The 14,444-nt window shown below is 41.7% G+C and carries 14 protein-coding genes; 4 read left to right on the top strand and 10 right to left on the bottom strand.

The features are described from left to right. Positions 1-20: 20 nt before the first annotated feature. Positions 21-401, bottom strand: coding sequence for a response regulator (locus tag C900_RS21880; protein ID WP_009582428.1), 381 nt, complete (start codon positions 399-401; stop codon positions 21-23). Position 402: 1 nt separating this feature from the next. Continuing rightward, the gene (locus C900_RS30045) at positions 403-558 is read right to left on the bottom strand and encodes a hypothetical protein (protein ID WP_009582427.1); all 156 of its coding nucleotides are present in this window, start codon (positions 556-558) and stop codon (positions 403-405) included. A gap of 258 nt (positions 559-816) precedes the next feature. Here C900_RS30045 and C900_RS30040 point away from each other — a divergent pair, with 258 nt between their 5' ends. Then, positions 817-969, top strand: coding sequence for a lmo0937 family membrane protein (locus C900_RS30040; protein WP_157494121.1), 153 nt, complete (start codon positions 817-819; stop codon positions 967-969). Between the two features lie 3 nt (positions 970-972). Beyond that, on the top strand, positions 973-1,458 hold the full coding sequence (locus C900_RS21875; protein ID WP_009582425.1) for a hypothetical protein: 486 nt from the start codon (positions 973-975) through the stop codon (positions 1,456-1,458). Between the two features lie 231 nt (positions 1,459-1,689). Here C900_RS21875 and C900_RS21870 read toward each other — a convergent pair whose 3' ends face one another. Then, positions 1,690-2,739, bottom strand: a complete 1,050-nt coding sequence (locus tag C900_RS21870; RefSeq protein WP_157494120.1) for an endonuclease/exonuclease/phosphatase family protein — start codon at positions 2,737-2,739, stop codon at positions 1,690-1,692. Between the two features lie 126 nt (positions 2,740-2,865). Between C900_RS21870 and C900_RS21865 the strand changes: the two genes are divergently transcribed. Beyond that, entirely contained in the window at positions 2,866-4,485 is a 1,620-nt protein-coding gene (locus tag C900_RS21865; RefSeq protein WP_009582422.1) for a DUF748 domain-containing protein, read from the top strand. 2 nt (positions 4,486-4,487) lie between these two features. On the opposite strand, the gene C900_RS21860 is transcribed toward C900_RS21865, so the two are convergent. The 6 genes from C900_RS21860 to C900_RS21835 all read right to left on the bottom strand — a co-directional run bounded on the left by C900_RS21860 (position 4,488) and on the right by C900_RS21835 (position 12,657). Further along, positions 4,488-8,222 (bottom strand): ShlB/FhaC/HecB family hemolysin secretion/activation protein, encoded by a 3,735-nt coding sequence (locus C900_RS21860; protein ID WP_009582421.1) that lies wholly within the window; start codon positions 8,220-8,222, stop codon positions 4,488-4,490. A gap of 375 nt (positions 8,223-8,597) precedes the next feature. Next, on the bottom strand, positions 8,598-9,683 hold the full coding sequence (locus C900_RS21855; protein ID WP_040497284.1) for a DUF748 domain-containing protein: 1,086 nt from the start codon (positions 9,681-9,683) through the stop codon (positions 8,598-8,600). Between the two features lie 244 nt (positions 9,684-9,927). Beyond that, entirely contained in the window at positions 9,928-10,857 is a 930-nt protein-coding gene (locus C900_RS21850; protein WP_009582418.1) for a YihY/virulence factor BrkB family protein, read from the bottom strand. Positions 10,858-10,860: 3 nt separating this feature from the next. Further along, entirely contained in the window at positions 10,861-11,205 is a 345-nt protein-coding gene (locus C900_RS21845) for a hypothetical protein (RefSeq protein ID WP_009582417.1), read from the bottom strand. A 9-nt stretch (positions 11,206-11,214) separates the two neighbouring features. Next, the gene (locus C900_RS21840; RefSeq protein WP_009582416.1) at positions 11,215-12,075 is read right to left on the bottom strand and encodes a universal stress protein; all 861 of its coding nucleotides are present in this window, start codon (positions 12,073-12,075) and stop codon (positions 11,215-11,217) included. Positions 12,076-12,267: 192 nt separating this feature from the next. Beyond that, a complete protein-coding gene (locus C900_RS21835; protein WP_009582415.1) occupies positions 12,268-12,657 on the bottom strand; it encodes a response regulator in 390 nt (129 codons plus the stop codon). 316 nt (positions 12,658-12,973) lie between these two features. Between C900_RS21835 and C900_RS21830 the strand changes: the two genes are divergently transcribed. After that, a complete protein-coding gene (locus C900_RS21830) occupies positions 12,974-14,182 on the top strand; it encodes an MFS transporter (RefSeq protein ID WP_040497282.1) in 1,209 nt (402 codons plus the stop codon). A gap of 11 nt (positions 14,183-14,193) precedes the next feature. Here the strand turns inward: C900_RS21830 and C900_RS21825 are convergent, their stop codons facing one another. Then, positions 14,194-14,442, bottom strand: coding sequence for a hypothetical protein (locus C900_RS21825; RefSeq protein ID WP_009582413.1), 249 nt, complete (start codon positions 14,440-14,442; stop codon positions 14,194-14,196). Between the last annotated feature and the right edge of the window lie 2 nt (positions 14,443-14,444).

Below are 14,444 nucleotides of genomic sequence, written 5' to 3'. Positions count from 1 at the left end.
ATTTTCTTATATCTTTATTGTTAGCTGTTGTGTGATGAATGAGATATTTCAAGTTCTTCAAGAGCATTAACAATCATTTTTTTGTTGAAAGGTTTTGGAATAAAAAAACTAGCCCCTTCTGAGCTGGCTCGCTGTCTTTCGACATTACCGTCATAAGCACTAATGATAATTACTTTAGCGTCAGGATTAGTTTTTTTCACTTCAGGTATTAGATGGAAGCCAAGACCATCGGGTAGATTGAGGTCAAGGAATACAATATCATAATTATTCTCTATCAGCTTTTCGAGTCCTTCAGACACACTATGAGCATATGTTACTGCAAAACCCATTTTCTTTAGCATTCCCGATAAAAGCAGGCAAATTTCAACTTCATCATCTACTACCAGTATCTGCTCCTTCATACTAACCGTTTATATTGGAGGTTTTCACCCTTTTTCGCTTTTTCATATAGTCATCCAAATTGATCTTCTCAAAAAATAGTCTGGATAGAAAATATGTAGTGCTAATGAATACTATAAAAGCCAACATTATAGCCAAAAGCAGTTTCACAATTATCATGGTCAGGTTAGGTTTATCATCTGCACCGATGACTGAAAAATCTATACCAATCTTACAAAGTCACTTCCTGAGCTGATTTAAAAGCTTTGCAGACATAAGGTACGGAATTTTCGTTGAAAATGTGTAAAAAATTCCACAGTTTAGAGGTGCTTCCTTCTCACGTTGGTTCACCTGTTGTGCTGATAATTCGCATCAGACTTATGTTTTTGCATGGCATAAGATTTTCTATAAACAGCAATACAACTAACCCTTATGAAAATGAGTGACATATTGTATATTATTGCGGTTATCCTGATCATTGGCTGGCTTTTAGGATTCTTTATATTTAGTCTTGGCTCGCTGATCCACATTCTTATTGTATTTGCTGTTATTGCTATTTTGTTTAGGCTTATTCGCGGCAGAAGACTTTAAGCTATGGAAAACTTTGACCTGACTTTCGAAGAGTACACGGAAAAAGTATTGCCGGAACACCTGGGGGCTTTAAAATCGCTTATGGGCAGGGCTTATCGGGTCAAAGACCTCTTCGGCAAAGGACAGGGCGAAAAAAGTATAATGAAAAAACTGGGAAGAGACACCGACTTTAAGGGTGTATATGCGTTTATTGATGGGAGTGACGTTATTTATGTGGGCACCTCAGAAAAGGTCATTAATCGCGTAAGTTATCAAATCAAAGGTTATACAAAATACCAGGCCCACCTGGCATGGGAGTTAGCCAAATACAATGACCTCTACATCAACAAAAGGCTCAAAATACCAAACCTGGATAAAGCCAAGAGTATGATCATGAATATGAAGGTTATGTTTCTGGAGATCTCCTCTCCCGTGGAAAGGCACCTTACGGAGATCTACAGTTGCATGCACTTCGACTGTAAATTCAACTTCTTTGAAACGCACCGTTAGCTTGCAGCTTTGCAACTTCAAGCTTTAAGCCTTAAGCCTCAAACTGCAAGCTGCAAGCCAGCCACCTGGTCCGCAGCACCATAAACAGTCTGTAAGGTCTGCAACTATACAAACCGAAAACCGAAAACCGAAAACTGAGAACCGTGAACTGAGAACCGTGAACTGTGAACTGTGAACTGTGAACTGTGAACTGTGAACTGTGAACTGAGAACCGAAAACTGAGAACTGTGACTACAGCGCAGCGCTTATTTTTTCTAATGCTTCTTTTCTATCCCCCTCATCGGCCGGCTCCTCAAGGGGCTCATCTTCTTTGTCAGAAATATAGGCCAGATGTATAAACATAGGAAAATGATCGGATCCAATATCGGGTAATCGCTCTAAATGTATCAGACAAAATTCTCCGCTATGAAACACATGATCGAGAGGCCATCGAAATACCGGGTATTTAACGTGAAATGTATTAAAAAATCCCCTCCCCTTTCGGGGGTCCAGAAGCCCGCTTATGCGCTGAAAGATCCTTGTACTTCTGGACCAGGCAACATCATTAAGGTCTCCCGCTACGATCACCGGAGCAGAGACATGTTCTATTTCTTTGGCCAAAATATATAACTCGGCATCTCTCTCCGTAGAGGTTTCATTTTGAGTCGGACTGGGAGGCTTGGGATGGACTGCATATAGTTTTATTCGCTTTCCATTGCGCAATTTCACATAGGTATGAATGGAAGGCACATCTTCCTCTATTAGAAATTTTACTTCCGGAGCTATTAACTCGAGTTTGGAGTATAGCAGCATCCCATAGGTATTGTCCAACGGGTATTTGATGCGGAATTCATATCTGTGCTCCAGCCGCCTCATCTTTTCCTCCCACTTCAAATTAGTCTCCACCAGTATTACAATATCGGCATCCTTTCTTTCGATGAGATCCAGGCACCGGTCATAGCAATTGTTATACATATAGACATTCGAGATCATCAGGCTCACCTCATTTTCTTCCCGGGTATTGTGCGCTTTTTTAGATTCATGAGGGGCAAAATAGGTATAGGGATAAACGATAGTTGTTTCGTAGATCAAAACAACAAGTAGTACACTGATGGCAATAATGTGCCAGGTGATGCTGAAGTCCCAGGTCAGCAAAAGTCCACCCAATGCCAGGTATCCAATGATTACCACCTGCCATTGGGGGAAGTCGAAGAAGCGGATCCACCAGGAGTCCTTTTTAATAAGTTTGATAACAGATGCCACCACTGAAATGGCAGCAGTTGTTAGAAAAAATGATTCCACAATGGGCAATTTTTACCGTGTTTTAATTTCTACAATTACCATATCCAAACCCTTTTTATACTCTTTTTCAGCAACTTATAAGGGTGGCATAGATTTTTAACAGTAGTAAGCCAAAAACGTTAAGATTTGATCAGTAAAAAATTTGTAATTACTACCGCATCTGTTTTTGCAGCGATGATAGTGGCTGCCGTGGTGGCTATTTTAGTATTTGTAGATCCCTGGATAGAAAGCCAAATCAAAGATCGGCTCAGGAGCCTGGAGAAGGATTCATTGACCATAACATATAAAGACCTGGATATAGATCTTTTATCGGGAAGTATGATCCTTAAAGATGGCTCGGTAGAACAACATACCGATGGTCAAAGTAACTTCCGGATCACTGTCGAAAAGGTGAATGTTTCCGGCTTTGATATCATCTCTTACGTATTCAGTAATAAAATTGTATTGGATCGTCTGGAAATAGACTCCCCCAACATCCGTTATACTCTGGCCACCCGGGCTGACTCTGTTGCCAATAGCCATTCCGGGGTACAGTTGCCCAAGATAATGATCGAATTGATACAGTTGAAAGATGGCGTCTTTAGCATCGTGGAGGTAAAAGACAGCGTAAGCGCCATAGTAGCTGAAGGGAAGTTTAAGGTAACGGCCGGTGATCTTGCGACCGATTCCACCGCCACCCGCAACTACAAGTATTTTGATCTGCAATCATTAAATATTCAGGCCAGCGATGTCAATTATGTGATGGCCGACAGCCTTCATAACATGCACATCAAATCCATCTCCTATAACCTCAACGAAGAGGCCATAAGGGTGGACTCCTTACACATCCGATCGTTGTATAAAAAATACGAACTGGCTCGTGTGGCAGGCCATGAACTGGACTGGATGGATATCTACAATCCTGCAGTGACGGTAACAGGCATGAGGCTGGCATCAATTGCTGGTGGTTTTTATGATATTGATAATATCACCATCGAAGGATTTGATGCAGTGTTGTTCAGAGACAAAAGGCTTCCGTTCCCGGATAAACCTGATACAAAACTGCTTCACCAGGCGCTGGCCGATATACCTTCACCGATCAGCATAAATACCATAGAATTAAAAAAGGCTAATGTCGAATACCAGGAACACGTGGCGGAGGGCGGGGAGCCGGGCAATGTTACTTTCAATAACCTGTACGCTACTTTTTATAACTTCACCAATGTAGACTCCATAGCAAAGAGCGTGAAATACACCGCTCACATGGACGCGCAGTGTAATATAATGGGAAACAGTCTGTTAAAAGCCTCCTTTTCTTTCCCGCTTATTGCCTCTGAACAGCCATATACTGTTTCGGGAAGCTTACAGGAAATGGACCTGACAGCCTTCAACCCGATGCTTGAACGGGTGGCATTCACCAGCATTGAAAAAGGCCGGCTGGTTGACCTCGATTTTGACTTTCATTACAATACTGAGCAGGCAAATGGTAAAATGAATTTCTCTTATGAAGACCTGAAGATAAATACAATAAGTAAAGCAACTAATAGCAGCAAAGGTGCAGGCCAGGATATAAAATCTTTCATTGCTAATTTGCTGATATTGAAAAAAAATAACCTTAAAGATAAAGATGATTTCCGGGTTGGCGATATAGACTTCGCCCGCCATAAAAAGAAGTCCATCTTTAACTACTGGTGGAAGTCTTTGCTGACCGGTTTTCGCTCCAGCACAGGACTATCCGCTCCGAAACAGACAGATGAAGAAGACTAAGATCAGAATAAAAACCCGGCATTAAAGGTAAACAGTTTATCCTCATCAGAGATCCCATACCAGGCAGAAATGAGAAAGGCATCAAAGAAATGCAGGTATAGTCCAGGTCCGTACGACCGGTGCATACCACCAGCTCCACCGTTTTTTGCCCATACACGGCCATGATCAAAAAATCCCACCACCCCGAAATCGCCCTTAATAAGGCTATTGCGAATGTTAAATACCTTAAATCTCACTTCATTATTATTGTAAAAGCTTGTCTTGCCCGCAAATCTGTTTCTCCTGAACCCTCTTAACCCACTTTCATTCCCGAGGAAGTTGGAATGATAGAAATAAAAGTCTCCGGTATTGGTAGCTGCGCCAAGCCGGGAAGCGAAGGTCACTTTCACTGGCAGGTTAGGTGTGAGATATACTTCGAGGTCGGTCCTGTAATTGGTAAACCTGGCATCACCGGTATTCAGTTCTTTTAGAAAATTGATCTCATTAAGCCATGAAAACCCTCTTTCTGGGTTAACCTCATAATCCAGAATAGAAAGTCTGGTATGGAACCTAAAGCCCATAAAGCGGGCATGGCTTTTTACCATCCCCTGGTCTACAAATGATGCTGTCAGAATATTATCTTCGTCCTTGTCGATATTTACCGACTCATAGCTAGGTCCCAATCCTACTTGCATAGCTTGTGACAAGCGCCTTACCAAGACCGGACTGGCAGCAAATCTCTCCATACCAACCCTGTAAAAGTTTATATCCCGCTTATTCTCTGAATTATTACCCTGACCAAAGTAGTTAAAAACATAATTAGGCCCTTTGGACCCCACATCGATGTAGATGTCCCAAAGCGGACCAAAAACAGAGTAGAAACGACCTTCGTACAACACATCCACCGCATCAGTCCGTAAGGCATAGTTGGCCTGTAGCAGGTGGCTAATTTCCAACGGTTCACGCCTAAAACCCTGTTGTTCTATTTTGATGCCTCCGCCAAAGTAAAATCCATCATCTATATTGTATTCCAATGAAAGCCTGGGGCCAAAGTAGTCATATTCAAAAGAGTTGCGGTGATATTCATTGACCCATGCCTGATCAGAAGTGACAACCAGTGTCTCTTTACCCGGATGCAGGTTGGGCTCATTGGTTTTAGTATCATAAAAAATAGTTTTTTTACCTCCCTTGCCCACATACGAGCTGTCGATAAGAATATCTTCTTTCTCCGCCCCGCCAATCACCCTCACTTTTATGCCGCGATCCACCCTGCCGTGGATGACGAATTTATCATGTCCATCCCTTCCAAACAGCCTGATCTCATCAGTTTCATCACGAAAGAACACGCGATCATATATCTTCTCTTCTACGGTACCGTCCTTTTTCCTTCTATACACTTCCACGCGGGTTTCTTCATCATTTATCCTGTGGACATCAAAAAACTCATGCTCTTCACTACCTACTATTTCCACCTCCTCAGCAAGGAATTTATAATATTCTCTTGTATATGTGATCAGATTATTTCTTCGTGCTTTAATTTTTGCTGCGATCTCAGGAGCCGAAAAAGAATAGACCTCACCTGGAAGTTGCTTCATCGCTTCGTCAATTACCTTGTCTGTCAATTGCTGTTGAATCTCTTTGGCTGCACTTAGCCATTCTTCCTGAGAAAGACCGTTTAGAAGTCGTCTGTCCAGGTTGCGGGCAGAATAATTGAGTCCTTTTAAATCTCTAATTTCATAATCAAAATGACTAAAGTTTCTGAATGTCCACTTCCTGCTCAGAAGCCAGGGAATAATACCATCGTATAAAGAAAAAACCTGGTCTCTGTCTCTGGCCACCGGACGAAAAACTGCCCCTCCGTTGCTTTTTTTATACTCGGCCCATCTCCATTGATTATCATGCCGGTCCCAATCACCTATCAGCATATCAAAAAGTCGCGATTTCAGATACATCTTTGAATCCACTTCATTTTCATTATCGTCATGTAAGTGATCAAATAAAGTCGATGTGCTCACTATATTTTCAGAATGCCCGAACCGCTCATAGCCACTCAGATCTTCATCCGGCCGGATCTCTATAAAGCCCAGCTTACCTCCAAAATCAGTAATATATGGCCCCAGGTAGGAGGTAAATGGCGTATAATATAGCTCAGGATCGGTGTAATAGAGTTCCAAAACCTTAGACATCTTTGGTATGGTAAGTGCTCCGTAGGGGTGGGCTGTGGAAGTCTGATCTTTCACAAAATCGTGTATCCAGCTACCTCTAAAAATATCGGGTATAGCGCTGGCCGGGAATTTATCCACTGAGCGCAGATTGAATTGCACACTATCATCATTAATAAACCGTATTGTTATGGTTTGTTTACCGCCTCCTTTATTAACCGGCTTTAACCCTCCTCTATATGTTTTAAGGTCGATGTAAGGCACAGTTACAGGGGTGGTCCATTCTTTCCTGTAGTGGCTGCCCAAAAAAAGTGAGCCAACTTTGCTGATCTCATAATTTTCATTTGCGGCTATTGTTTTCACGCTGTCGCGATAATCCGGTACCTCCTCACGATCTGCCACCTCAGCTTCCTCTGGATTCAACCCATATAATGCAATTCTAAACGACAGTTCTCCTTCAGGGTCTTCATTTTGTACAATGTAATATTCGGCCCACACTTCTCCGTTCTTATAATATATCAGTTTGCAAAAGCCTTTCTTTTGATGCACATAAGTAGCGCTGAAACCTCTGGCTGCAAAATTTAACTTTGAGGCTGAACCACTCACAATATGATGCATAAGTCCATATTTCCTGAGCTGTAAATTATGGTCATGTCCTGCGGCATATATTACGTTGCCACGCTGCTCAATTATTGATAATATTGCTCTTTTATACTGTTGAAAATCGGCATTGGGTATATCCTGTGGCGAAGCTCCTGCTTTTCTTAGGATGGGATATAACGATCCTATAACGGGTAACGGAATATACAGCTTGTCTCTGACTAACCGGAGAGGAAAGATATTATCGAGAAGGTTATAATGGCCGCCATGGTTTCCATTACTGAATATAGGGTGATGAGCAGCCAATAGCACATGTCTTCCATCATTTCTTCGGATCATATCTTCCAGTTGGATCACAAAATCGAGCTCATCTTCCACGGTACAGCCATTTTCCGGAGCATAGGGTTTGTCAAGCTTTCGAAGCCACCACTCAGTATCTACAACGATGATTGTCAGCGCATCATTTACCCGTACCTCTACAGGCCCGGGGCAGCCATTACTCGGCACAAAAGCATTGCTACCATTGAAAAAATCTTCTACAAATTCCTCCTGCCTTTTCAACTGGGCTAACCCATCGGGTCCGCTGTAATCCCAATCGTGATTACCAGGAATAAATATTACTCTACTACTATGCTTGGCAGCTTCCAACTGCTTTAGGAGTATTTCCTCCTTTTCCTCGCGATCATCATCAGACTCAGGAGGTAGCCCTCTCTGATAAATGTTATCTCCCAAAAAAACGACTGTAGTCTCAGAAGAATCAGACTCCTCAGACAGCTTATTCTTAAGCAATGCCATAACCTCAGCCTTGTTATCGGTTACTGCTCCACCATCACCGACCAAATAGACCGTGTGGATAACTTCTGCCTCTGGCTTGGCAGCTTCCCTCCAATTGAGATGTTCTTTGGCGATGTAAGGCTTAATAGTATTGCAGGCATTAACGATTAGAAAAGAAAAAAGAATGGTAATAGTACTGACTCTCGATCCTCTGAAAAACATATGATTCCTAAAGATTTAGCTCTTGCTGCCAATTGCAAATTCCATGAAAGAAAATCTCATCTGTGAACCAGCCAAACAATATTCGAGCTTAGCAGAAGAAAAGCATTGATATTTTTTTGAATGCTGATAATCAACCACAAGATCAATGTTGACATAATGGGGAAGTTATTCCTCAACTGTTGATGAGTTGGCTGTATAATTCGTTAATCGTTAATGGTTAATGGTTAATGGTTAATGGTTAATGGTTAATGGTTAATGGTTAATGGTTAAATGGTTAATGGTTAAATGGTTAATGGTTAATGGTTAATGGTTAAATGGATTTTGAATGCATGTAACTTATGGCTTGAAGCCATCACAGCTATTGAATTTTTTACTTTAATCGTCTTGTGACTTCTTTAAATCATCAAACGAGACAGAGTCATCAGTTTTCTTTTTGAAAGCCTGAATGAAGGCATTTTTAAAAATATTGCCGATAGTCGGCCATACCGCACTTTTGACATTATTCAGGTCGCCTTGCATAGGTATTTTAGTGGCAAACTGATCTTTCGGCTGATTTTCAAATAATTCCAGGATAAGGCCAGAGACTGCTTCCCAAGCCATCTCAAGTGGCTTCTTTTTATCCTCGGAGAAGTCTATCAGCTTAATATCCGTTAAAACAGGCTTTACATATCCTGTGAGTATTCCATCTGAAACAGCCAATTCGCTGTATAAATTAAAAACGCCCTTTTCGAAGTCCAGCTTCGCATATGCCTGTGTAAAGTCATTGAGCGCTGGAAGTGAAACCCCTTCAAATTGCACCTCCAAATCCAGGTCAGGTATTTTTTTCAGCAAGTTGGCTTTTCCCATCATATCAAGCCTTCCTCCCCCTATGGAAGTGGCAGTTGCCCGGACATCCGAGGGTAGCTCCACCTCCTTGTTCTCAACATTACTCAGATTGGTGGCATTGAGCGTCAGGCTGTCTAAGGATATATCTACCTTTGGCTCGGCAGTATAATCCTTAAATGCGATCTTACCATTGTGTACACTAAAGCGGTTGATTTCCAGAGGCATTAATTCCTTTATCGGCTCCGTCCAATCTGCTTCACCTCCCGTCTGCTCGGCCTCACTTTCGTTGGACACACTGGTTATGAAATTTGCTTTAGCGTCCACCAGGCTTACCTCTCCTACCAACCTTCCGTCAAATAGCGCATCCCACTGCACTGAAAGGTCTATTACATCAATATCAAGAAATGGCTCAGGCAGTCCCTCACCTGTTTTCACCATTTTCAGCTTATGGATCCTGTAAGCACCTCTGTACAGGTGCAGATCAACATCCTCAATGGAGCCGCTATATCCAGGCACGCCATCCAACACCTTATTGACATAATCAGTTACCCAAAAAGGCAAATAGATCCGTATAGCCACTAAAATAACGACAACTATGAGTAATATTTTGACACTTCTTTTGACACTTCGTTTCATCTGAATATAATTATTTTTCAATGGCCACATGGAATTCGCTACAAACTTTATTCATCCTCGGTTGGTATAATTTTGGAAGCCTAAAATTTATGCTCATTTCATGTGTATTTATTTTGTATTGAGATATTATTATTATTGAGTATTAAGACAAGAGAATCATTTTCCCAAGCCTGAGGCTTCATTTTCCAACTGCCGAGTCCATCTCTCTGGCCTGTCCAGGATAGTTAAAGTTTATGCTTCCTAATCAGGTGTTTACAACGCCATCCTCCTGTTCCACCTCCTTCACTTTCACGATCACCGCATTCTTATCCGGGCGTATATGATGCCCCATTTCACGGGAATATACATAGGTAAATTCGGCACCGAACAATACGATCAGCGATGAATAGTAGACCCAAATAAGCAGCAGTACCAGAGAGCCTGCCGCGCCATACGCGCTTCCTATTGAGCTGGTACCCAGGTAGAAACCTATCAGGTATTTTCCCAATGCAAACAACAATGTAGTTACAAAAGCCCCCACCCAGACGCTACGCCACATTATTCGGGCATCAGGAAGTATTTTAAAGATCATTGCAAAAATGAGGCTAATTACTATTAATGAGAAGGCAATATTGACAACGGCTACCAACTCGTAGGTAATCCCCGACAAGTACTCCGAAAGGAAGTTCCTGAACACAACTATCAAAGTATCCACCACTAAAGACACCAACAGTAAAAAACCAATACTAATGACCATAGCCAGTGATAGTAATCTGTTCATTATAAACTTTAATATCTCTCTTTCGGGTTTTGGTCTTATTCCCCATATCTTATTTAAAGCATTTTGCAACGAAACAAACACTGTGGTAGCGCTGAATAATAATGTTGCGATTCCAATAATTCTGGCTAATACGGATGATGATGTTTCATTGGCGTTTTGCAGTATCCTTTGCACCTCTCTGGCACTCTCGGAACCGATCAAGGTCTCTATCTGTTCCATCAATCCGCCCTGCACCACCTGCTGTTCGTAGGCAGAACCTGCCACTGTAACTGTAATAAGCAATATGGCGGGCAATGAAAATATGGTATAAAATGCTATAGACGCACAATAGCTCATAGGATCATCCTCGAAAAATTCAATTGCCGTACGCTTCAATATGAACCATCCTTTTGACAAGCGCATTTTTATCTTCATTTCTTAAATATTCATTTTTACTTTCTTCTCTACAGGTATTTCATCTTCCATGATCCGTATAAACCAAAGCATGAGTATAACCTCCGGATACCAGTTCATGAAAGCATAAAGTGCAGGAACGTCCCCTAACAATGCAGCACCTACATAGGGCACAATAGCCAGGAATGCAGCTTTCTCAAAAAACCTGGAGACAGGGCATAAAATAAGGAAAATAAGAAAAGCAAAAGCCAGTGGTACAACCACTGGCCTTCCTAAATAAAGCAGAAAAATTATGACAAAAAAGGAAGCTAAGGCATAGAAAAGTTGCCTTATGGAAAAACTCATCCCTTCACCCGTCATATCATTCACTATAGGCTATTATACATTGTGAAGGTTAATGGTAAGCACAGGTACATCGGAGCTCATGGTCAACTCTTCAGATAAATTATCTCTGAATATTCTGAAGAAACCATCTTCAGCGTGAGAGAACACTGCCAGTAAACCCGCAGAATGAGTTCGCGCAAAGTTGATCAGGCCTTTCTCTTTATCATCACTCTCTACAATAGTCACCGAATGATCTTTAATTCCATACCGCGCAGCAAAGTCGATTAATTTTCTCTCGATTTTGACCTTATCATTTGTGCCGGGTTTTACAATGTTCACTATGTCAATCCGCGCGCCAAGACTATCTGCCAGATCATTTAAATAAGCTGCTGCCTGTGAAAAATTATCTTTGCTGTCTCTCTCAGTATCCAGGCCTAATATGATAGTATTGTAGTCAGACTTAACGTAGTGCTTCTTCACCGACAATACCGGGCATGTAGCCACTTCTATTACCTGTTCGGTATGGTTACCTGAGAAAAACTCATCTGCAGACTCTTCTCCACTTGTGCCCATCACTACCAGGTCAATATTATAGTCTTTAATAAAATCGACAATACCTCCCTTTAGCTCGTCATCATATACCTGGAAGTGAATTGTCCGTCCACCTGCACCATATTTAGTTGAAAGTGCACTTAGCTGCTGCTGATACTTCTGCACTAGTTGCACAGTATATATATTTTCCTCATCAGCATATTTCTTATCGATTTCTCCTGTGGCTGTAAAAGTTTCCACGGGATGCTCCGTGAAATTAATGAGATATATTTCCGCATCAGCTCTGTCAGCAATATCAACTGCCACACGCAATGCATTTTCTGAAATATCCGACAGGTCAGAAGGTACAAGGATTCTTTTCATAGCTTATAAAAATTATTTTCAGCTATGCCAATGAAAAAATCGCACCAAGAGGAATAAGAACCGGAATTCTATCAGAAATGGCTCTTTGTGAGGAATATTATAACTGTTGACCGCTCTTGTTGTGAAATAAATTCTACACGTCAACAAGAAGCCGGACGGTTAAGATAACAGTACCGCTTATTAAGAAGCTGGTTATGCCACCGAGGCAAGATGAATAATCTCTTTCGAGATATCTGGCGTCAATGGTTTAACGAAATATTTTAGTACACCCTTATCTTCACATTCCTGCATATCGCAGAAGCTGCTTGATGAACTAAGTATAACTATTGGCAACTTGCTCAACTCTCCATCCTTTTGCATCTCAGAAAGAAATTCTTTACCATCCATGCGAGGCATGATCAGATCAAGCAGAACGATAGAAGGTCGCTGATTGGTATTATTCTTAAAATAGTCGGTGGCTTCCGCTCCATTTTTCAAACGGATGATATTACAGTTCCCACAGAACTTTAATAGCATAGTATGAACAATGAAAGCATCTATGTCGTCATCTTCTACCAGTAAAATCAAAGGAGTATCCTTCATAAAAATTATTGCCTAGTATTTGTAAGAAAAACTCTTAGTGGCTTTAAGAAACGAAGTTCCAAAAAGCGGTAATCCCGTACAGTTGTCGGGAAGAACATTTTTTTTGGAACGAGCGTAACGCGGCTATTAGCGTTTTCTTAGAGACACTAAATAAATTTCATCTCTACATTGTATACCGCCACTCATACCCGGGTAACCTACTTAATCACTTTTATTTGACACAGATACTTTTCCGTAACAAAAGAGGCTCGACACTTACCTGATAACAACAATACTTCTCTATGTTTAAACATTATTCTGTATCTTCGCCCGATCCATGACGAAAGAACGACTACTCCTTTTGATCCTTGCCGCGGCTTTGTTTACCCACATCATGGATTTCATGATCATTATGCCGTTAGGGCCACAGTTAATGCGGTTATTTGACATAACCCCTCAACAGTTCAGTCTTTTGGTATCATCATATACTTTTACAGCAGGTGGTTCCGGCTTTCTGGCCGCCTTTTTCATAGACAAGTTTGATCGCAAAGCCAGCCTTACCTTTGTTTATATAGGCTTTACAATAGGTACACTGGCTTGTGCTTTTGCTCCCACCTATGAAATTCTCCTGATCACCCGCTCTATGGCAGGCGCCTTCGGTGGGGTGTTAGGAGCGTTGATCTTATCCATAGTAAGTGATGCTATACCCCTTGAAAGAAGAGCGGCTGGTATTGGCTTTGTAATGGCGTCCTTTTCTGCTGCATCGGTATTTGGAGTACCCTTTGGGTTATACCTTGCAACGTTATTCAGTTGGCATGCGCCATTTTTGTTTTTAGGAGGTCTTGGGGTGGTTATTAACGCTCTCATAATAGCATACGTACCATCCATCAAAGGCCATCTCACCGAGGCAAAGAGCCAGGCCCCTTTGAAAATGTTGAAAGCCATATTCACCCGCAGAAATCCTCTTATGGGACTGCTCTTTACCTCTATGCTTATGTTCGGGCATTTTACTATCATACCTTTTATCGCTCCATATATGGTAGGAAATGTCGGCTTTACGGAACAGGAGCTCACTTATATTTACCTTGTCGGAGGAGGGCTTACTATATTTTCTTCCCCAATGGTAGGACGCTTTGCTGATAAGTACGGAAGGCTAAAGATATTCACTATTTTTGGTGTTTTAGTAATGTTGCCTATACTGATTATCACCAACTTACCTCCTATCCCGCTTTGGACCGCGCTGATTGTTACAGGTATATTTTTTATCATGGCCAATGGACGGATGGTGCCATCAACTACTATGGTGACATCGGTAATCAAGCCGGAAAACCGTGGAAGTTTTATGAGTATCAGGTCGTCTGTTCAACAGATGTCCTCCGGATTAGCTGCGCTGGTAGCTGGTATGGTCATCTCCGAAACACCTTCTACCGTAACAGAAGACGCTAAGGCCTTATTGCACTACGAATATGTTGGATACATCGCTATTATGTTCAGTATTGTAGCAATAATTATTGCAAGGCAACTGAAGGTTGAGCAGGGCGCATAAGAAAGCCTCTTTTAATCATCGCTCCCCAGAGGCAGGTGTCTCAAAATAACGATCATCACCCCTGAAAATAGTACAGCATGATCCTTTACTTGCCTGGCGGCTTCTACCTGAGGCGCTAATGGCCTTTCCACAAGTGTCTCCCGGGCAGAAAAATGCTCAGAAATAATCCTGCCCCAGCAAACACAAGAAACCATAAGAATGGAAAAGCTCAGGGACAGGAGCAATGTTTTTTCCAGGTTGAAATGTTTTATACTAAACATGA

The organism is Fulvivirga imtechensis AK7 (assembly GCF_000331535.1).
GTDB lineage: Bacteria > Bacteroidota > Bacteroidia > Cytophagales > Cyclobacteriaceae > Fulvivirga > Fulvivirga imtechensis.
This window is presented reverse-complemented; position numbering and strand designations above follow the sequence as displayed.

Excerpts from the sequence above, each read along its gene's own strand:
- C900_RS21880 (WP_009582428.1), bottom strand. The coding sequence starts at position 401 with ATGAAGGAGCAGATACTGGTAGTAGATGATGAAGTTGAAATTTGCCTG.
- C900_RS30045 (WP_009582427.1), bottom strand. The coding sequence starts at position 558 with ATGATAATTGTGAAACTGCTTTTGGCTATAATGTTGGCTTTTATAGTA.
- C900_RS30040 (WP_157494121.1), top strand. The coding sequence starts at position 817 with ATGAGTGACATATTGTATATTATTGCGGTTATCCTGATCATTGGCTGG.
- C900_RS21875 (WP_009582425.1), top strand. The coding sequence starts at position 973 with ATGGAAAACTTTGACCTGACTTTCGAAGAGTACACGGAAAAAGTATTG.
- C900_RS21860 (WP_009582421.1), bottom strand. The coding sequence starts at position 8,222 with ATGTTTTTCAGAGGATCGAGAGTCAGTACTATTACCATTCTTTTTTCT.
- C900_RS21855 (WP_040497284.1), bottom strand. The coding sequence starts at position 9,683 with ATGAAACGAAGTGTCAAAAGAAGTGTCAAAATATTACTCATAGTTGTC.
- C900_RS21850 (WP_009582418.1), bottom strand. The coding sequence starts at position 10,857 with ATGAAGATAAAAATGCGCTTGTCAAAAGGATGGTTCATATTGAAGCGT.
- C900_RS21840 (WP_009582416.1), bottom strand. The coding sequence starts at position 12,075 with ATGAAAAGAATCCTTGTACCTTCTGACCTGTCGGATATTTCAGAAAAT.
- C900_RS21835 (WP_009582415.1), bottom strand. The coding sequence starts at position 12,657 with ATGAAGGATACTCCTTTGATTTTACTGGTAGAAGATGACGACATAGAT.
- C900_RS21830 (WP_040497282.1), top strand. The coding sequence starts at position 12,974 with ATGACGAAAGAACGACTACTCCTTTTGATCCTTGCCGCGGCTTTGTTT.
- C900_RS21825 (WP_009582413.1), bottom strand. The coding sequence starts at position 14,442 with ATGTTTAGTATAAAACATTTCAACCTGGAAAAAACATTGCTCCTGTCC.